Source organism: Streptomyces sp. LUP47B (assembly GCF_001746295.1).
Taxonomy (GTDB): Bacteria; Actinomycetota; Actinomycetes; order Streptomycetales; family Streptomycetaceae; genus Streptomyces.
This window is the reverse complement of the sequence record NZ_MJAH01000010.1, coordinates 245225-263293: the sequence shown is the minus strand read 5'-3', so window position 1 is coordinate 263293 and position 18069 is coordinate 245225. Positions and strand designations below refer to the sequence as shown.

15 protein-coding genes and 1 tRNA gene are annotated in these 18069 nt (G+C 69.3%); 10 read left to right on the top strand and 6 right to left on the bottom strand.

What is annotated here, in order from left to right:
* Window positions 1-21: 21 nt before the first annotated feature.
* Window positions 22-1791, bottom strand: a complete 1770-nt coding sequence (locus tag BFN33_RS29210; protein WP_069763134.1) for a beta-galactosidase family protein — start codon at window positions 1789-1791, stop codon at window positions 22-24.
* An 84-nt stretch (window positions 1792-1875) separates the two neighbouring features.
* Here BFN33_RS29210 and BFN33_RS29205 point away from each other — a divergent pair, with 84 nt between their 5' ends.
* The 7 genes from BFN33_RS29205 (at window position 1876) to BFN33_RS29175 (ending at window position 10564) form a co-directional block, all read left to right on the top strand.
* On the top strand, window positions 1876-2748 hold the full coding sequence (locus BFN33_RS29205) for an AraC family transcriptional regulator (RefSeq protein WP_069763133.1): 873 nt from the start codon (window positions 1876-1878) through the stop codon (window positions 2746-2748).
* 67 nt (window positions 2749-2815) lie between these two features.
* The gene (locus tag BFN33_RS29200; RefSeq protein WP_069763132.1) at window positions 2816-3166 is read left to right on the top strand and encodes a chorismate mutase; all 351 of its coding nucleotides are present in this window, start codon (window positions 2816-2818) and stop codon (window positions 3164-3166) included.
* Window positions 3167-3304: 138 nt separating this feature from the next.
* A complete protein-coding gene (locus tag BFN33_RS29195; RefSeq protein WP_069763131.1) occupies window positions 3305-3859 on the top strand; it encodes a two-component system response regulator in 555 nt (184 codons plus the stop codon).
* Window positions 3860-3915: 56 nt separating this feature from the next.
* Entirely contained in the window at window positions 3916-6411 is a 2496-nt protein-coding gene (gene pepN, locus BFN33_RS29190; RefSeq protein WP_079141056.1) for an aminopeptidase N, read from the top strand.
* A 117-nt stretch (window positions 6412-6528) separates the two neighbouring features.
* A complete protein-coding gene (locus BFN33_RS29185) occupies window positions 6529-7947 on the top strand; it encodes an aminotransferase class V-fold PLP-dependent enzyme (protein WP_069763129.1) in 1419 nt (472 codons plus the stop codon).
* The gene (locus tag BFN33_RS29180) at window positions 7944-9365 is read left to right on the top strand and encodes a lysine N(6)-hydroxylase/L-ornithine N(5)-oxygenase family protein (protein WP_069763128.1); all 1422 of its coding nucleotides are present in this window, start codon (window positions 7944-7946) and stop codon (window positions 9363-9365) included. The genes BFN33_RS29185 and BFN33_RS29180 overlap by 4 nt, the downstream gene beginning before the upstream one ends.
* 50 nt (window positions 9366-9415) lie before the next feature.
* On the top strand, window positions 9416-10564 hold the full coding sequence (locus tag BFN33_RS29175) for a GDSL-type esterase/lipase family protein (RefSeq protein ID WP_069763127.1): 1149 nt from the start codon (window positions 9416-9418) through the stop codon (window positions 10562-10564).
* Here the strand turns inward: BFN33_RS29175 and BFN33_RS29170 are convergent.
* Entirely contained in the window at window positions 10561-12360 is a 1800-nt protein-coding gene (locus BFN33_RS29170; protein WP_069763126.1) for a bifunctional UDP-sugar hydrolase/5'-nucleotidase, read from the bottom strand. The two genes, BFN33_RS29175 and BFN33_RS29170, sit on opposite strands and share 4 nt — an antisense overlap.
* A gap of 127 nt (window positions 12361-12487) precedes the next feature.
* On the opposite strand from BFN33_RS29170, the gene BFN33_RS29165 reads away from it, so the two are divergent.
* Window positions 12488-13174, top strand: coding sequence for an SIMPL domain-containing protein (locus BFN33_RS29165; protein ID WP_069763125.1), 687 nt, complete (start codon window positions 12488-12490; stop codon window positions 13172-13174).
* 145 nt (window positions 13175-13319) lie between these two features.
* Window positions 13320-14756: a pyruvate kinase gene (gene pyk / locus BFN33_RS29160; protein ID WP_069763124.1), complete on the top strand. Its 1437-nt coding sequence runs from the start codon at window positions 13320-13322 to the stop codon at window positions 14754-14756.
* Between the two features lie 6 nt (window positions 14757-14762).
* Here the strand turns inward: pyk and BFN33_RS29155 are convergent, their stop codons facing one another.
* Window positions 14763-15509, bottom strand: a complete 747-nt coding sequence (locus tag BFN33_RS29155; RefSeq protein WP_069763123.1) for a helix-turn-helix domain-containing protein — start codon at window positions 15507-15509, stop codon at window positions 14763-14765.
* 105 nt (window positions 15510-15614) lie between these two features.
* Window positions 15615-15687, bottom strand: a tRNA-Leu gene (locus BFN33_RS29150).
* 103 nt (window positions 15688-15790) lie between these two features.
* On the opposite strand from BFN33_RS29150, the gene BFN33_RS29145 reads away from it, so the two are divergent.
* Window positions 15791-16447 carry an ANTAR domain-containing response regulator gene (locus BFN33_RS29145; RefSeq protein ID WP_069763122.1) on the top strand — a complete coding sequence of 219 codons (657 nt, stop codon included), beginning with the start codon at window positions 15791-15793 and terminating at the stop codon, window positions 16445-16447.
* A gap of 74 nt (window positions 16448-16521) precedes the next feature.
* On the opposite strand, the gene BFN33_RS29140 is transcribed toward BFN33_RS29145, so the two are convergent.
* Together BFN33_RS29140 and BFN33_RS29135 are read right to left on the bottom strand one after the other, a co-directional pair.
* A complete protein-coding gene (locus BFN33_RS29140; RefSeq protein ID WP_069763121.1) occupies window positions 16522-17238 on the bottom strand; it encodes an ABC transporter ATP-binding protein in 717 nt (238 codons plus the stop codon).
* On the bottom strand, window positions 17235-18068 hold the full coding sequence (locus BFN33_RS29135) for an ABC transporter ATP-binding protein (protein WP_069763120.1): 834 nt from the start codon (window positions 18066-18068) through the stop codon (window positions 17235-17237). Before BFN33_RS29135 ends, BFN33_RS29140 begins: the two co-directional genes overlap by 4 nt.
* Window position 18069: the final 1 nt, after the last annotated feature.

The following is an 18069-nucleotide window of genomic DNA, read 5'->3' as shown; positions in this document are numbered from 1 at the left end:
CGCCCAGAACCCGACTCCACTCTACGAGGTCGTGAGCGGATTCTCGTGGGCCGGACCGGGCGCACGGAACCGGAGCACGGTCCCGTTCGCCGGTGCCTCCTCCAGCTCCAGCACCCACACGTCGTTGCCGCCCTCCCGCAGCACGGGACCGGGCACGTACAGCGTCCGCTGCGGGCCCGCCGACCAGTACCGGCCGAGGTTGAAACCGTTGACCCACACGAACCCCCGGGTCCAGCCCGGCAGCTCCAGCACCGCGTCCCCGGCGCCCCGCACGGACACCTCACCCCGGTACAACCCCGGCGAGCCGTCCCCGGAAACCTTCCCGAAGCCGATCCCCGTCACCGAGTCCAGCGCGTCAAGCCGCAGCCCCCGCGCCCGCACACCGTGCAGGAACTGCCGCTCGTGCAGCAGCCCCCCGGTGATCCCCTTGGCCTCCCCGCTCCGGGGCCCGTAGTTGACCCGCCCCAGCGACTCCACCCACAGCTCCACGCGCGCGTGCCCCGCGACCGGCTCCTTGAGCTGGACGTCCTCCTCGGTGAGCACCCCGGCCCGCTCCCCGTCGACGTACACCACCGCGAGATCCCTGAGCCCCCGCGCGGTCAGCGGATACGGCTGCCGCGGCCCCGGCACGGTCACCTCGTACCGCACGAGCCCCCGGTCCACGTCCAGCTCCTCGAAGGTCGCCGGGACCGGGCCCTCGTGGAGCGGTCCGCCGCGCTCCTCCAGTACGGCGGACAGGGACGCCCACCCGGACAGGTTCACGCCGGCGTCCGCCTCCAGCACGCTGGGCGCGGGCGGCAGGTCGGCCACCGGACCGTACTGCGCCAGCACCTCACGGAAGCGCCAGAACTTCTCCGTCGGCCTGCCGTACTCGTCGATCGGCGCGTCGTAGTCGTACGACGTCACGTCCGGCTCCAGCGGACCGTCGTGCAGCGCGCCCCCGCCCCGGTTGGCGCCCGCCCAGCCGGCGAAGTTCGTGCCCCCGTGCGCCATGTAGAGGTTCACCGAGGCGCCGCACTCCAGGATCTCCCGCAGCGCCCCGGCCGCGTCCCCGGCGTCCCGCACGACCTGCTCGCCGCCCCAGTGCTCGAACCAGCCGCACCAGAACTCCATGCACATCAGCGGCCCGTCCGGGCGGAACCGGCGCAGTGCCTCGAAGGCCGTCCGCGCGTCGGAGCCGAAGTTGACCGTGGCGAGGACACCGGGAATCGAGCCGCTGGTGAGCATGTGGTCCTCGGGGCCGTCCGAGGTGAACAGCGGCACCGTGACCCCCTGCGCGCGCAGCAGTTCCACCAGCCACAGCAGGTACGCGGCGTCCGAGCCGTAGCTCCCGTACTCGTTCTCCGCCTGGACCATGATCACCGGGCCGCCGCGGTCGATCTGCCGCTCCACGACCTGGGGCAGCAGCCGCCGGAACCAGCGCTCCACCTGCCCCAGGTACACCTCGTCGCTCGTGCGCGCGTGACCCTTCAGCCAGTGCGGCAGACCGCCGTTCTCCCACTCCGCGCAGATGTAGGGGCCCGGGCGGACGATCGCCCACAGCCCCGCCTCCCGGGCCGCGTCCAGGAACCGGCCCAGCGCCTCCACGTCCCGGACCTCACCCGGGTGCGGCTCGTGCAGGTTCCACGGCACGTACGTCTCCACGCAGTTGAGGCCCATCGCCCGCAGCATCGCCAGCCGGTGCCCCCACTGGGCCTCGTGCACGCGGAAGTAGTGCAGCGCGCCGGACAGCAGCCGCACCGGCCGTCCGTCCAGCAGGAAATCGGTTTCACCCACCGTGAACTCGCTCATAGGCTCCACCCTCACGACTGGCGGCGGCCAGGTCCATGGACAAAGATCGTCGCTGCTTGGACCGAAGCGCAGGCAAGGAGCGCGATGTACCACACGTGGATGCGGTTCTTCACGCCCAGCCCCGTCCATCACCGCCTGGGCCTGGTCTGCCTCGGGGTCGGACTCCAGTACGGCCCGCTGCCCACCGTCGGTCCCCGCACCCTCGACAGCCACGTCGCCGTCGTCATCAGCACCGGCACCGGGTGGTACGAGACTCCCGACGGCCGGCGCAGAACAGTCACCGCGCCCGCGCTGCTGTGGCTGACACCCGGGATCCCGCACCACTACGCGCCCGACCCGGGGGCCGGCTGGGACGAGGGCTTCGTCGGCTTCACCGGGCCCGCCACGGCGACGTACACCGAACTCGGCTACATCGAACCCGACCGCCCTGTCGTGCCCCTGTCCGACGCCACAGGACCGCGAGCGGTGATCGCCCGTATCGCCCGGGCCGCCCGCCGCGACAACCCCCTCCTGGAGGTGGAGACCGGCGCCGCCGTCCACGAACTCCTCGTCGCCCTGCGCCGCGCCCGCGCCGACCTCGCCCCCGACGGCGACCCCGTCCTCAAGGCCCTCGCCCGCGACGCCTTCAAACCCATGTCGGTCGCCGACCACGCCACCCGGCACGGCATGACCCTCGCCGAACTGCGCACCGCCGTCCGCCGGGGCGCCGGCTGCAGCCCCAAGGACTACCTCCTCGGCATCCGCCTGGGCCGCGCCAAGGAACTCCTCGCCGCCACGGAACTCCCCGTCGCCTCGATCGCCCGCCGCGTCGGCTACGACGACCCCGCCTACTTCTCCCGCCTGTTCACCCGCCGCGTCGGCATGCCCCCGATCCGCTTCCGCGCCCAGGAAAGCCGGACGGTCCCCGGCGGCTGGAGCAACCAGGTACCGGATCCGGACGATCCACCGAGGATCTGATCGGCACGCCCCCGATCGGGCGGTCCGCCTGCGGTTCGGTCACCCCGCGGCCGTAGGGTTGTCGCCCATGACCACCAGCAACACCGGATCCGGTGACGTCGACCCCGCCGTCCGCGAGGAGCTCGCCCGGCTGCGGGACAGCATCGACAACATCGACGCGGCCGTCGTCCACATGCTCGCCGAGCGCTTCAAGGCCACCCAGCAGGTCGGCCACCTCAAGGCACGCCACCAGCTGCCGCCCGCCGACCCGGACCGCGAGGCCCGCCAGATCGAGCGGCTGCGCACCCTCGCCGAGAACGCCAAACTCGACCCGGCCTTCGCTGAGAAGTTCCTGAACTTCATCATCGCCGAGGTGATCAGACACCACGAGCGCATCGCCGAGGACACCGTGAACGGCTCCGCCCCACTGGCCAATTGACCTCGACCGACGCCCCGGGGAGGTGACACGGCGGCCCACACGCGGCATGCTGCGCTGTGCACTCCTTGTCAGCCCGCGTGCACTCCGCGTCAGGGCGCGGGCGTAGGCTGGCTGTCCGCGAGGGAGGGACGTCGGGCCATGCCTTCGGATGCCAAGATCCTCATCGTCGACGACCACGAGGACACGCTCTACGCCCTGGAGAGCGCCCTGGCCCCGCTGGGCTACCGGCTCGGCCGCGCCACCAGCGGGGACGAGGCCCTCAAGCAGGTGCTCCGGGGCCAGGTCGGCCTCCTGCTCCTCGACGTGCGGATGCCCGGCGTCAGCGGCCTCGACGTGGTCCGCTACATGCGGCGCCTGGAGCAGACCCAGCACATCCCCGTCGTCCTGCTCACCGGCTTCGGCGCCGACCACGAACTGACCTCCACCGCCTTCCGCCTCGGCGTCGCCGACCTCGTGATGAAACCCATCGACCCATGGGCCCTGCGCACCAAGGTCCGCTACCTCTTCGACGCCCACCAGCGCCACCTCGCCCTCGAGCACGAGGTGCGTGAGTTACGCGCTCTCGTCAAGGACCACGGCGAGCACGACGAGGAGCACGCCGCCCGCAGGCCCCTGCCCCACCCCGACGCCCGGGTCCCGGTGCAGCGCGTACAAGGGGCGCGCACCGGGGAGCTCGAACAGGACCGGACATAAGGCGTGTACCGATCCGCCTCTGTGAGTTGCCCCTGCCATCAGGCAGCATGTCCTGCATGTCCGTACTGACGCGCGACGAAGCGCAGACCCGTGCCAAGCTCCTCGACGTTCACCGTTACACCATCGCGCTCGACCTCACCACCGGCGACGAGACCTTCGAGTCCCGGACCGTCGTCCGGTTCACAGCGCGCGCCGAAGCGGACACCTTCGTCGAGCTCAAGCCGGCCGAACTGCGGGAAGCCACCCTCGACGGCCGCCCCCTCGACCCGGAAACCCTCGAGGACAACCGGCTGCCCCTCAAGGGCCTCACCGCCGGCGAGCACGAACTGCGCATCGACGCCGTCATGCGGTACTCCCGCACCGGCGAGGGCATGCACCGCTTCACCGACCCCACCGACGGCGAGACCTACGTCTACACCCAGCTGTTCATGGACGACGTCCAGCGCGTCTTCGCCGCCTTCGACCAACCCGACCTCAAGGCCGTCTTCGACCTGTCCGTGAAGGCCCCCGAGGACTGGACCGTCCTCGCCAACGGCATCACCTCCGACCTCGGCGAGGGCCTCTGGCAGGCCGCCCCCACCCCCCTGATCTCCACCTACCTCGTCGCCGTCGCCGCCGGCCCCTGGCACTCCGTGCGCACCGAACACCGCGGCCTGCCCTTCGGCATCCACTGCCGCCGTTCCCTCGCGCCCCACCTCGACCCGGACGCCGACGAACTCTTCGAGATCACCCGGCAGTGCTACGACCGCTACCACGAGAAGTTCGAGGAGCCCTACCCCTTCGACTCCTACGACCAGGCGTTCGTCCCCGAGTTCAACGCCGGCGCCATGGAGAACCCCGGCCTGGTCACCTTCCGCGACGAGTTCGTCTACCGCTCCGCCGTCACCGACACCGAACGCCAGACCCGCGCCATGGTCATCGCCCACGAGATGGCCCACATGTGGTTCGGCGACCTCGTCACCCTGCGCTGGTGGGACGACATCTGGCTGAACGAGTCCTTCGCCGAGTACATGGGCTACCAGACCCTCACCGAAGCCACCCGCTTCACCGACACCTGGGTCGACTTCGGCGTCGTGCGCAAGGGCTGGGGCTACGACGCCGACCAGCGCCCCTCCACCCACCCCGTCGCCCCCGAGGCAGTCGACGACACCGCCTCGGCCCTCCTCAACTTCGACGGCATCTCCTACGCCAAGGGCGCCTCCGCACTACGGCAACTGGTGACCTGGCTCGGCGAGAAGGACTTCCTCGCCGGCATCAACACCCACTTCGCCCGCCACAGATTCGCCAACGCCACCCTCGCCGACTTCATCGACTCCCTCGCCTCCGCCACCGAACGCGACGTCCACGCCTGGGCCGACGCCTGGCTGCGCACCACCGGCGTCGACACCCTCAGGCCGAGCATCACCCGCGCCGAGGAAGGCACGTACACCCTCAAGGTCGAGCACCAGGGCAGCCGCCCGCACCGCATCGCCGTCGGCCTCTACGACCAGGACGTCGCCGACGAGGGCCGCCACCTCGTCCTGCGTGAACGCCTCGACCTCGACGTCCCCCGGACCGACTCCCAGGGCCCGCTGCCCATCGGCAAGCGCCCCGCCCTCCTGCTGCTCAACGACGGCGACCTCACCTACGCCAAGGTCCGCTTCGACGCCGAGTCCTTCACAGCGGTCACCGAGAGCCTCTCCGGCCTGCCCTCGCCGCTGACCCGCGCGGTCGTCTGGAACGCCCTCAGGGACGCCGTCCGCGACGGCGAACTCCCGCCCCCCGCCTACCTGGAGGCGGCCCGCTCCCACCTCCCGCACGAGACCGACCTCGCCCTCGTCCAGGGCGTCCTCGCCTTCGCCTCCACCTACGTCGCCGACCGCTACGTCACCCCCGAACAGCGCCCCGCCGCCCTCGCCACCCTCTCCTCCCTCTGCCGCGACCTCATCCGCCGCACCGAGGACGGCGACAACCCCGGCCTGCGCCTGATCGCCGTCCGCCACTGCATCAACGCCACCTCCCAGCCCGACACCATCGCCGCCTGGCTCGCCGACGGCACCGTCCCCGGCGGCCCCGAACTCGACCCCGAACTGCGCTGGCGCGTCCTCGCCCGCCTCGCCGTCCTCGGCGCCACCGACGAGACCGCGATCGCCGCCGAACTGGAACGCGACCCCTCGGCCACCGGCCAGGAAGGCGCCGCCCGCTGCCGCGCCGCCCTCCCCACCGAGGAGGCCAAGGCACAGGCCTGGGAGGCGATGTTCACCCACGACGACCTCTCCAACTACCTGTTCACCGCCACCGCCCAGGGTTTCTGGCAGCCTGAACAGACCGAACTCGTACGGCAGTACGTTTCCCGCTACTACGAGGACGCCGTCGCCCTCGCCGCCCGCCGGGGCCCCGCGATCGCCGACGCCGCCGGCCGGTGGGCGTTCCCCGACTACGCCATCGACGAGGACAACCAGGCTCTCGGCCAGGCCTGTCTGCGCGACGCCGACCTCATCCCCGCCCTGCGCCGCAAGCTGGTCGACCAACTCGACGACCTGGGACGGGCGTTGCGGGTGAGGCAGAAGTAGAGCGGGTTTTCCCCGTACGGGAGTACCCCCTTTCGGGTCAGGATCGTTGAACTCTCCGGGCGCGCGCACGCGGGCCGCGTCCAAGCTGGAAGCCCCCAGCGCCCCCGGAGGTCGACGATGAACACGCCGCCCCTGGCCTCGGGCCCCGAAGGCCCTTCCTCGCTGCGCCCGCTGCTCGCCACGGTCCTGGAGGCCTTGGGGGAGGGGGCACGGGCGCGCGGGGGCCCACTCCCGGCGGGCGGCCCCTCCGAGGTGGCAGCGCGCGTAAGGGCCGCGCTGGGAGACGTACTCCCGGACGAGGGCGATCCGGAGGCTCTACGGCACCTGGTGCGCGCCTTGGCGGAAGGCGCGGCGGACCCGGCGGACCCGCTCTGCGCGGCCCACCTGCACTGCCCGCCTCTCGCGGTGGCCGCAGCGGCAGACCTGGCTGTCAGCGTTCTGAATCCCTCGATGGACTCATGGGACCAGGCCCCGGCAGCCTCAGAGCTGGAGGCCCAGCTAACACGAGCACTGGCAAACGAGGTCTACCCAGACCCACTTAGGGGCGCGGGGCTGGGGCGATATGCGGCTCCGCCGCGGGGCGCGACCAGCCCCCACCGGCCCGACGCCTTGGTGACCACCGGCGGCACCGAGTCCAACCAACTCGCCCTCCTCCTGGCCCGAGAGACCCTGGGCCCCGGGGTCCGACTCGTCTGCGGCGGAAACGCCCACCACTCCCTCCCAAGGTCCGCCTGGCTCCTGGGCCTGCCGGCCCCGGTCATCGTCCCCACCCCCAACGGCACCCTCGACCCCGCAGCCCTCGACAAGGCCCTGCACGGACCGTCGATCATCGCCGCGACCGCGGGCACCACCGACGCCGGCCTCATCGACCCCCTCCCCGAGATCGCCGCCCTGTGCGCGCATCGCGGCGCCCGCCTGCACGTGGACGCGGCCTATGGCGGCGGCCTCCTCTTCAGCTCCCGGCACCGAGCCAAGCTCACTGGTCTGAGCGCCGCCGACACCATCACCCTCGACTTCCACAAACTCGGCTGGCAGCCCGTAGCCGCAGGACTCCTCGCCGTCCGCGACGACAACGACCTCGCCGCCCTGAACCAGCGCGCCGACTACCTCAACGCCGACGACGACACCGAAGCCGGCCTCCCCGACCTCCTCGGCCGCTCCCTGCGCACCACCCGCCGCCCCGACGTGCTCAAGATCGCCGTCACCCTGAAGACCCTGGGACGCACGGGACTCGGCGCTCTCATCGACCAAGTCTGCGATCAGGCAAGGGAGTTCGCGGAACTCGTCGACGCCCACCCCGGGTTCGAACTCCACGAACAGCCCACCATCAGCACGGTCCTGTTCCGACCGGCGAGCGCCACCGACGACGCCATAGCCGCCGTACGCCGAAAGCTCCTCACCGACGGCCGCGCCGTCTTCGGCCGGGCCCGCGCAGCGAACCGGCTCTGGCTCAAGGCGACCCTCCTCAACCCCACCACCCGGCCGGCCGACCTCGCCGGACTCCTGGAACTCGTGGAAGGAACCACCCCCCGATGAACCCCCACCCCCCACACCACGAGCCCGACGCCCCCCGCGACCTCGTCGGCATCGGCATCGGACCCTTCAACCTCTCCCTCGCCGCCCTCGCCCAGCCCCTCACCGCCCTCGACGCCGTCTTCTACGAACAACGCCCCGCCTTCGGCTGGCACCCCGGACTGCTCATCGAAGGCGCCACCATCCAAGTCCCCTTCCTCGCCGACCTGGTGACCCTCGCCGACCCCGCCAGCCACTGGACCTTCCTCAACTACCTCAAGACCCGCGAGCGCCTCTTCCCCTTCTACTTCGCCGAGCGCTTCCACATCCAGCGCGCCGAATACGACGCCTACTGCCGCTGGGTCGCCGAGAGCCTCCCCGGCCTCCACTTCCACCACCAGGTCGACGCCGTCCGCTTCAACCCCGAACGCGACGTCTTCGAAGTCGACTTCACCCAGCTCGACAGCGACGGCGAAGCCGAAGCACTGGGCCGCACGTACACGAAGAACATCGTCCTCGGCATCGGCACCGAACCCCACGTACCCGAGCCCCTCAAACCCCTCGTCGAGACCCCCGGCGTGCCCGTCATCCACGCCACCGACTACCTCGCCCACCGCCAGACCCTCCTCGCCGCCGACCACATCACCGTCGTCGGCTCGGGACAGTCCGGCGCCGAGGTCTTCCTCGACCTGCTCCGCAACCGCCCCACCGGCCACGAAGGACTCCACTGGCTCGGCCGCACCGATGCCTTCGCCCCCATGGAGTACTCCAAGCTCGGCCTCGAACACTTCACCCCCGACTACACCCGCTACTTCCACGCCCTCCCGGAAAGCGTCCGCGACCGCCTCGGCACCACCCAGTGGCAGCTCCACCGCGGCATCGACGCCGACACCATCGCCGCCATCCACGACGAGCTCTACCACCGCACCCTGCACGGCGGCTGGCCCGACGCCGTCCTCACCCCCGGCGTCCAGGTCCGCACCGCGGGCAGAATCGCCACCACGAAGATCGAACTCCACCTGGAGCACATCCAGCAGGGCACCCGCTCCCGCCTCACCACCGACGCCGTCGTCCTCGCCACCGGCCACCGCGAACGCCCCCTCGACCGCATCCTCGCCGGACTCGACCCCTACCTGCGCCGCGACAGCCGCGAACGCCCCCGCGTCGACGAACACTTCCGCCTCGCCCTCGACCCGTCCGTCACCGGCGCCGACTGCCACGTCTACGTCCAGAACGCCGAACGCCACACCCACGGCGTCGGCACCCCCGACCTCGGACTCGCCGCCTGGCGCAGCGCCACCATCCTCAACACCGTCACCGGCAAGGACGCCTACCCCCTCCCCGCCCGCACGGCCTTCACCACCTTCGGCCTCGAACACCGGCCCCAGATCCCACCCGCCCGACAGACCCCCACCCTCACCCCCCTGTTCGAGGGACGGTAAAAAACCGGTGGCGGCGGAAGAACCCGTGCGCCGGCCCGGTTGGCTCCCACATGACGACCACCTGGACCGCCGCCCACCGCGCCGCCGCCATCAGCCCCCACGAAAACCTCGCCCTCTTCGAGTCCCGCGGCTTCACCGACCAGACCGTCCGCCAGTCCCTGCGCCTGGCCGGCGGCGGCGAGGCCGTCCGCATCCACCTGACGAACCGCTACGGCACCACACCCCTGGACATCGGCGGCGCCCACCTCGCCCTGCGCACCAAAGGCAGCGGCATCGACCCCGGCAGCGACACCCCGCTCCGCTTCTCCGGCGCCCCCACCATCACCATCCCCGCCGGCCAGGAGACGACCAGCGACCCCGTCGAACTCCCCGTGAGCGCGGGCGAGGAACTCACCCTCAGCCTCTACCTGCCCGGCGACACCGGACCGACCACCTTCACCGCCATGCCCTACGACACCGGACACGCCGTCCCCGGCAACCAACTGTCCGCCGCCGTACTGGAAGACCCCGAGGAGTTCGCCACCGGCCACCTCCTCGCCGGCGCGGACGTCCTCGCCCCGGCCGGCACCCGCATCGCCGTCGCCTTCGGCGACTCCTGGATCGAAGGCGCCGCCACCACCCCCGGCACCGACAACAGCTTCCCCGGACAGCTCAGCCGCCGCCTGAAACGCGGCTGGATCGTCAACGCGGGCATCTCCGGCAACCGGCTCCTCACCGACGAGATCGGCGAACACCTCCTCGCCCGCATCGACCACGACGTCCTCGCCGTCCCCGGCGTCAGTCACGTCATCATCCACATCGGGCTCAACGACCTCGGCCTGCCCGGCCACTTCGCCCACCCGGAACCCGCGGAAGGCCCCACCGCGGCCGAGTTCAAAGCCGGCCTCACCACCCTCGCCGACCGCCTCCACACCGCCGGACTCACCGCCATCGGCTCCACCATCGGCCCCTACAAGGGCACCGTCCACGACGGCTACGACACCGAGCGCGGCCAGGCCGTACGCGCCGAGGTCAACGCCTGGCTGCTCGGCGGCGACCACCCCTTCGACGGGATCGTCGACGTGGCCGCCGCCGTCGCGGACCCGGACCAGCCCGACCGGATCCGCGCCGAGTTCAACGCCGGCGACGGCCTGCACGTCAACGACGCCGGCGCCAAAGCGATCGCCGACGCCGTGGACGTCACCCTGCTGGACCTCTAGAACACAGGCGTTCCGTCGCGCGTGAGCCTCCAGTCCACCGACGCGAAGTCCTTCGGGTCCAGCACGCCCTTCGCGGTCACCCACTCCGCGATCCGCGTCCGGATCTCCGTCGACTCCGACCACAGCTCGGTCGCGGAGGCCACGTGCGGGAACGCGCCGCCACCGTTCGCCCGGTAGTTGTTCACCGCCAACACGAACTTCTGGGCGTCGTCCAGCGCGGCACCGTTGTACGTCAGGTTCTTGATCCGCGAACCGGCCGCCTGCGCGATGTCGATGTCGTACGACAGCCCCGACACATAGTCGTAGTTGTAGTCCGGACGGTTGTTCGCGTTCGTCAGCTTCTCCACGTCGACCACCGCGCCCGCCGCCGTCCGCACGAAGTACTCCGCCGAGTACTCCAGGTACGCCCGCAGCTGCGCACCCGTCAGCAGCTTCGCCACCAGCGTGTTGTCGTACACGTACAGGCTGGACAGATCCCGGATCGTCACATTCCCCGCCGGGATCTCCGAGGTCCGCGAGAACGGCGACGCCTGCGCGATCACCGGCAGCGCGGCGTACTCCGTGCCCGCCAGCGCCGCCCTGACCACATCCTCCTGGACCTTCGTGATCAGGTCGATGATCGGAGCATCCTTGTACCGCGCATCCACCGTCGTCAGCGTCTGCGTCGCCGTACCGACCACCTGGTTGACGTACTTCACGACCACGTCATGGTCGGCCTTCAACAGCTTGGTGATCTTCGGGTCGTCCGCGACCGAGTTCGAGTTGAGCACCTTGGACGACACCGACTCGACCGCCCAACGGCCCTTCGCGAAAACCAGCTCGATGTCGAACAGCGACAACCGCTCCGCGAACGCCAACGGCTCCGACAACACGACCGTCTTCCCGGTCTTCGCGTTGGTGACCTTCAGCTCCGGAATCTCCACATGCGCGTGCCCGACCAGAATCGCGTCGATCCCCGGCACCTGCTGCGCCACCAACGCCGCCGAGTTCTCGACGTACGGCAACTGGTCACCGTAGGAAGAAGTACCCGAAGAGCCCGAGTGCGCCGACACCACGACGACGTCCGCACCCATCGACCGCAGCTTCGGCACCCACTTCGCCGCCTGCTCCTCAAGACCCGGGAACGTCAACCTGCCCTGCACATAGGCCTTGTCCCAGATCGCGATACCCGGGTTGGTCAGACCCAGCACCGCGACCCGCACCGGCGGCGCGCCCTTCACATGGAACTTCTTGATGAAGTACGGCGGGAAAGCGGGCTTCTGCGTCTTCGCGTCCAGCGCGTTCGCACCCAGCAGCGGGAAGTCGCACTGCTCCTCGAACTTCCGCAGCGTCTCGATACCGTAGTTGAACTCGTGATTGCCCAGCGCCACGGCGTCGTACCCGATGGCGTTCATGGCCGCGGCCATCGGATGGACGGGACCACCCTTGGCCGTGATCGGGTCGACCTTCGCGTAGTAGTACGTCAGCGGCGTTCCCTGGATCGTGTCGCCCGCGTCGAGCAGCAGCGTGTTGCAGCGGCCCTTCTCCGCACGCACCTGGTTCACCAGCGTCGAGATCCGGGACAGACCCTGGGCGTTGCCCGCGGAGTCCTTGTACTCCGCGTCCTTGAAGTAGTCCCAGTTGAAGACATGACCGTGCAGATCGGTCGTGCCCATCACCGTCAGGGAGTACCGCTTCTCGTGTCCCACCTTCGCCTCCGCGGCCTCAGCCGCCGGAGCACCCACGGCACCCGCCAGCGCGACACCCGCACCGGTCACGGCGGACTTCTCCAGGAACTTCCTGCGGTTCAAGGGCATGTCTTGATCTCCTCGGGGAACGGTCAACAACGCGCGTAGATTCTGACCCGGCCATGCCCAACGGCAACAGGCCCAGCAGGTTTCGATCTGATGACCCAACCCGTAAAAACTGACACAGTGGGCCGTTATGACCGTTCCCCACGGCACCCCCGACGCCCCCCGCATCGCCGTCCGCGGCGAAGCCCACCTCGAAGTCGACCCCGAGATCGCCCGCATCGGCGTCACCGTCGCCGCCCGCGGCAAGGACCGCCGCACCGCCCTCGACGACCTCACCCGCCGCAACACGAACGTCCTGGACCTGCTGAAGTCCTACGGCGACGCAGTCGAACGCCTGGAAACCGGCTCCTTCTCGGTCACCCCGGAACTCAAGGAACACAGCCGCGGCGAACGCGTCCACGCCTACCACGGCCGCGTCCACATCACGGCAGAACTGACCGACTTCACCGCACTGGGTGAACTCACCACCAGACTCGCCGACCTCGAATTGACGAGCGTCGACGGCCCCTGGTGGGCCCTGCGCCGGAACTCACCCGCCTACCGCGAAGCCCGACAGCAGGCAGTACGGGAAGCGGTCCAGCGAGCCAGGGAGTACGCGGAAGCACTCGGCACGTCACTCGACTCCCTGCTCGAACTCGCCGACATCGGCGCCGAGGACCCCGAACCCCGCTTCGTCGGCAGGGCCAGCCGCGCACGCTCCATGGCCTACGAAGCCGCAGCCGACACCTCGGCCGCCCCCCTCGACCTCGAACCGCAACGCCAGCACGTCCACGCCCAGGTCAACGCACGCTTCACCATGGCACCACCGAGACTGTGAGCGGCCACTGCGATTTGCATCCGAAATGCTCATCGGAGCGGAGTGCCGCACACTTCAACGCTTGTCAACAGCCCTTCACCCAAAGGTTGTTGAGTCGACATGCCTCCCCAATTCACTACCCGCCGGTAAGGTCTAGGGTCGAAACATGCGCCGAGCAAAGATCGTCTGCACACTGGGCCCCGCCACCCACTCGTACGACCAGATCAAAGCCCTGGTCGACGCCGGAATGGACGTAGCCCGATTCAACCTCAGCCACGGCAGCTACGCCGAACATGAGGAGCGCTACCACCACGTCCGCAAGGCCGCCGACGAGACCGGCCGCAGCGTAGGCCTCCTCGCCGACCTTCAAGGCCCGAAGATCCGCCTCGGCCACTTCACCGAAGGCCCCGTACTCCTTGAACGCGGCGACACCTTCACCATCACGGTGGAAGAGGGCGCCGAGGGAGACCAGCGCTCCTGCGGGACGACGTACAACGGACTCGCCTCGGACGTCGCCGCGGGCGAACGCATCCTCGTCGACGACGGCAAGGTCTGCCTCGAGGTCACCTCGGTGGAAGGCCCCCGCGTCCACACCAGGGTCGTCGAGGGCGGCATGATCTCCGACCACAAGGGCCTCAACCTCCCAGGCGTGGCGGTCTCGGTCCCGGCGCTCTCGAAGAAGGACGAGGACGACCTCCGCTGGGCCCTGCGCACGGGCTTCGACGTGATCGCGCTGTCCTTCGTGCGCTCGGGCCACGACATCAAGGGCGTCCACCGGATCATGGACGAGTCCGGGCGCCGGCTCCCGGTGATCGCCAAGGTGGAGAAGCCGCAGGCGGTCGAGTCGATCGACGACATCGTGGCCGCGTTCGACGGCATCATGGTGGCCCGAGGTGACCTGGGCGTGGAGATGCCGCTGGAACAGGTGCCGCTCGTCCAGAAGCGAGCGATCAAACTGGCGAAGCGGAACGCCAAGCCGGTGATCGTGGCGACGCAGATGCTGGACTCGATGATCGAGAACTCCCGTCCGACGCGCGCGGAGGCCTCTGACGTGGCCAACGCGGTCATCGACGGCACGGACGCGGTGATGCTGTCGGGTGAGACGAGCGTCGGCAAGTACGCGGTCGAGACGGTCCGAACCATGGCGAAGATCGTCGAGGCGGCGGAAGAGGACATCCTCGCGAAGGGGCTGCCGCCTCTGACGGAACGCAACAAGCCCCGTACGCAGGGGGGCGCTGTCGCCCGGGCGGCGGCGGAGATGGGCGACTTCCTGGGCGCGAAGTTCCTGGTCGCGTTCACGCAGAGCGGGGACACGGTGAGGCGGCTGTCCCGGTACCGCTCCCCGATCCCCCTCCTGGCCTTCACCCCGGAGCCGGCGACCCGCTCGCAGCTGAGCCTGACGTGGGGCGTGGAGACGTTCCTCGGCCCGCACGTCGAGTCCACGGACGCGATGGTGGACCAGGTGGACGAGCTCCTGTTGCGGTACGGCCGCTGCGAGAAGGGCGACGTGGTCGTGATCACGGCCGGCTCACCGCCCGGGGTGTCGGGGTCGACGAACCTGGTCCGGGTGCACCACATCGGCGAGGACGACAGTCCAAAGTAGTCGTGGTCAGTGCTTGGGGCCTACGTGGGTGTCCATGAGGGCTACTGAGGCTTTGCGGGCGATCGAGATGTTGCGCTTGTTCGGCTGCTTCCAGTCGACGCCAACGCGGTCGAGGGTGTCGGTGAAGAGCCGGATGATGTCGCCCGACAGGTTGGTGAAGAAGTACCGGGGGTATTCGTAGCGCTTCTGCTCACCGGCTACGAGACGGGTCGTCCAGTTGGTGATGCGGCATCCGTCGGAGTGGATGAGGCCGCGGATGAACTCCCAGGGGTGCACGTTGACGATCTCCTGCTGCCAGGGTTCGAGGGTAATGGTGCGCTCGTGCTTCTTGCCGGGGCCGTGCTGGGGGAAAAGGCTTGGCCAGTGTCGGGAGTAGCTGGTCACCATCCTGCAGCCCTCCCTTTGCAGGGCGTAGACGCCGATGCCCGGACGCACCTTGGTGATCGCTTCGCGGCATTCCTGGATGAGCCCCGGCCAGGCGTCGGCGCACGCGATCCGGAGGTAATAGCCGCCGCCACGCGGGTGCGCGCTGATACAGCCATCGCCCAGGTAGAGGCCCAGCAGGTAGGAGTAGGCCTGGTCATCGGCAGGCGGCCCAGGATCCGGTGAGGCCATGCGCGGTAGCGGCTCAAGGCGTTGTTGCCAGGACCGGATTGCCGCGCGCGAGACGCCCGTCTGCCGGCTGACCGAGTTCAGGCTGCGGCCCTGGGCAACCAGCGCGAGGGCTCGCTTGCGTGTGCTGACGTCGTACATGCGGCCACTTTGTGCGAGTGATCGCGAAGACACGCAGCAAAAAGCGGATGTTCACGAGAACGGGAACATCCGCTTACTGGGTTAACCTTCGATTCGAAGGAAAAGTGCCCCGGGTGGGATTCGAACCCACGCTGTCGGTGGTTTGAGCACCGTGTCTCTTCCGCTGGACTACCGGGGCTTCCTCTAAAACAAAGGTTGGCGGTCACCCGCCGTGCCCCCACCTTACCGCAGCTAGGTACGCTCTTGTCAGCAGTACCCCCGCCCCTGAACGAGGAGCCCCCGTGACCGCCCCCGAGCCGCCCCAGCCCCTAGACGCGCCCGACGACGACAAGTCGCACGTGCCTCCGCTGACGACCCGTGTCGTCATTGCCGAGGACGAGGCCCTCATCCGGCTCGACCTCAAAGAGATGCTGGAGGAAGAGGGCTACAGCGTCGTAGGCGAGGCCGGTGATGGTGAGCAGGCCGTCGAGCTCGCCCGTGAGCACAAGCCGGACCTCGTGATCCTTGACGTGAAGATGCCCAAGCTGGACGGGATCTCCGCGGCCGAGAAGATCGCCGAGGAGCGGATCGCTCCGGTGCTGATGCTCACCGCCTTCTCGCAGCGGGACCTGGTGGAGCGGGCGAGGGACGCCGGTGCGATGGCGTATCTCGTGAAGCCCTTCAGCAAGAGTGATGTCGTGCCGGCGATCGAGATGGCCGTGTCTCGGTTCACGGAGCTGAGGGAGCTGGAGAACGAGGTCGCGGACCTCACTCTGCGTCTGGAGACCCGCAAGCTCGTGGACCGGGCGAAGTCGATTCTTCAGACGTCGTACGGGCTGACGGAGCCCGCCGCGTTCCGGTGGATCCAGAAGACCTCGATGGACCGGCGCATGTCGATGCAGCAGGTCGCGGAGGCCGTGATTCTGGACGCGGACGAGAAGAAGGCCAACAAGGGCTGAGTCCCGGCGTTCACGAAAGACAAAGGCCCGCGTCCCCGGTAGGGGGGCGCGGGCCTCGTCGTACGGCCGAAGGGTCAGTCTTCGCCGAGGTATGCCTTGCGGACGGACTCGTCGTGGAGGAGGTCTTGTCCGGTGCCGGACAGGACGATGTTGCCGACCTCCATGACGTGTCCCTGGTCGGCGAGGGAGAGTGCCGCCTGGGCGTTCTGTTCGACGAGGAGGATCGTCATGCCCTGGGACTTCAGTTCGACGATGGTCGACATGATCTTCTGCATCATGATCGGTGAGAGGCCCATGGAGGGTTCGTCGAGCATGAGGAGTTTGGGCTGGGACATGAGCGCGCGGCCCATGGCCAGCATCTGCTGCTCGCCGCCGGAGAGGGTGCCTGCTGCCTGGTTGCGGCGTTCGCCGAGGATGGGGAAGAGCTCGTAGGCGCGTTGTACGTCCTTCTCGATGCCCTCCTTGTCCTTGCGGAGGAACGCTCCGAGCTGGAGGTTCTCGAAGATCGTCAGGCGGGGGAAGATGTGCCGGCCTTCGGGGGAGTGGGCGAGTCCGAAGGAGACGATCTTGTGGGCGGGGACGCTGCTGAGTGGCTTGCCGTCGAAGAGGATCTTGCCGGCTGTGGGCTTCAGCAGACCGGACAGCGTCCTGAGCGTCGTCGTCTTGCCGGCGCCGTTGGTGCCGATGAGGGTGACGACCTGGCCGGCTTCGACGCTGAAGGAGATGCCTTTGACGGCTTCGATCTTGCCGTAGGAGACCCGGAGGTCCTCGACTTCGAGGAGTGCGGTCACTGGGCTTCTCCCTTGGTACCGGTGGTGCTCTGCGCTTCCGTCGCGCCGGGGTCGCCGTCGAAGGGTTCGCCGAGGTAGGCGGCGATGACGCGTTCGTCGGCCTGGACGACGTCGGAGGTGCCTTCGACGAGTTTTTCGCCCTGGACGAGGACGGCGACGCGGTCGGAGAGGTTGAAGACGAAGCGCATGTCGTGCTCGATGAGGAGGACGGCGATGCCCTTGTCGCGGATGGCGAAGACCAACTCTTCGGTGGCGCGCGTCTCCTGGGGGTTCATGCCGGCGGTGGGCTCGTCCAGGAGGAGCAGGCCGGGTTCGGACGCGAGTGCGCGTGCGATCTCGAGCTTGCGCTGTTCGCCGTAGGGGAGGTTGCGGGCGAGGTGGTCGCGTTTGGCTTCCAGGCCGATGAACTCGAGGAGTTCCATGGCGCGTTCCTCGCTGGCCTTCTCCGCCTTCTTGAAGCCGGGGCCGCGGAGCAGCGCCGACCAGAGGCCTTCCTTGGTCCGCGTGTGGCGGCCGACGAGGACGTTCTCGAGGACCGTCATGTTGGCGAACAGGCGGATGTTCTGGAAGGTGCGGGCGATGCCGGCCTGGGTCACGAGGTGGGGCTTGGGCGGGAGGACGGTGCCCTTGTAGGTGACCGTGCCTTCCGTGGGGACGTACAGGCCGGTGAGGCAGTTGAAGAAGGTGGTTTTTCCGGCGCCGTTGGGGCCGATGAGGCCGACGATCTCGCCGGAGTTGACGGTGAAGTCGACCGAGCGGACGGCGGTGAGGCCGCCGAAGCGCATGGTGACGTTGCGGGCTTCGAGTACAGGTGTCGGCTGTGTCGTCATC

What these genes read in the sequence shown, in the direction of transcription:
- BFN33_RS29210 (WP_069763134.1), bottom strand. Translation starts at nt 1,791, where the DNA reads ATGAGCGAGTTCACGGTGGGTGAAACCGATTTCCTGCTGGACGGACGG.
- BFN33_RS29205 (WP_069763133.1), top strand. Translation starts at nt 1,876, where the DNA reads ATGTACCACACGTGGATGCGGTTCTTCACGCCCAGCCCCGTCCATCAC.
- BFN33_RS29200 (WP_069763132.1), top strand. Translation starts at nt 2,816, where the DNA reads ATGACCACCAGCAACACCGGATCCGGTGACGTCGACCCCGCCGTCCGC.
- BFN33_RS29195 (WP_069763131.1), top strand. Translation starts at nt 3,305, where the DNA reads ATGCCTTCGGATGCCAAGATCCTCATCGTCGACGACCACGAGGACACG.
- pepN (WP_079141056.1), top strand. Translation starts at nt 3,916, where the DNA reads ATGTCCGTACTGACGCGCGACGAAGCGCAGACCCGTGCCAAGCTCCTC.
- BFN33_RS29185 (WP_069763129.1), top strand. Translation starts at nt 6,529, where the DNA reads ATGAACACGCCGCCCCTGGCCTCGGGCCCCGAAGGCCCTTCCTCGCTG.
- BFN33_RS29180 (WP_069763128.1), top strand. Translation starts at nt 7,944, where the DNA reads ATGAACCCCCACCCCCCACACCACGAGCCCGACGCCCCCCGCGACCTC.
- BFN33_RS29175 (WP_069763127.1), top strand. Translation starts at nt 9,416, where the DNA reads ATGACGACCACCTGGACCGCCGCCCACCGCGCCGCCGCCATCAGCCCC.
- BFN33_RS29170 (WP_069763126.1), bottom strand. Translation starts at nt 12,360, where the DNA reads ATGCCCTTGAACCGCAGGAAGTTCCTGGAGAAGTCCGCCGTGACCGGT.
- BFN33_RS29165 (WP_069763125.1), top strand. Translation starts at nt 12,488, where the DNA reads ATGACCGTTCCCCACGGCACCCCCGACGCCCCCCGCATCGCCGTCCGC.
- pyk (WP_069763124.1), top strand. Translation starts at nt 13,320, where the DNA reads ATGCGCCGAGCAAAGATCGTCTGCACACTGGGCCCCGCCACCCACTCG.
- BFN33_RS29155 (WP_069763123.1), bottom strand. Translation starts at nt 15,509, where the DNA reads ATGTACGACGTCAGCACACGCAAGCGAGCCCTCGCGCTGGTTGCCCAG.
- BFN33_RS29135 (WP_069763120.1), bottom strand. Translation starts at nt 18,068, where the DNA reads ATGACGACACAGCCGACACCTGTACTCGAAGCCCGCAACGTCACCATG.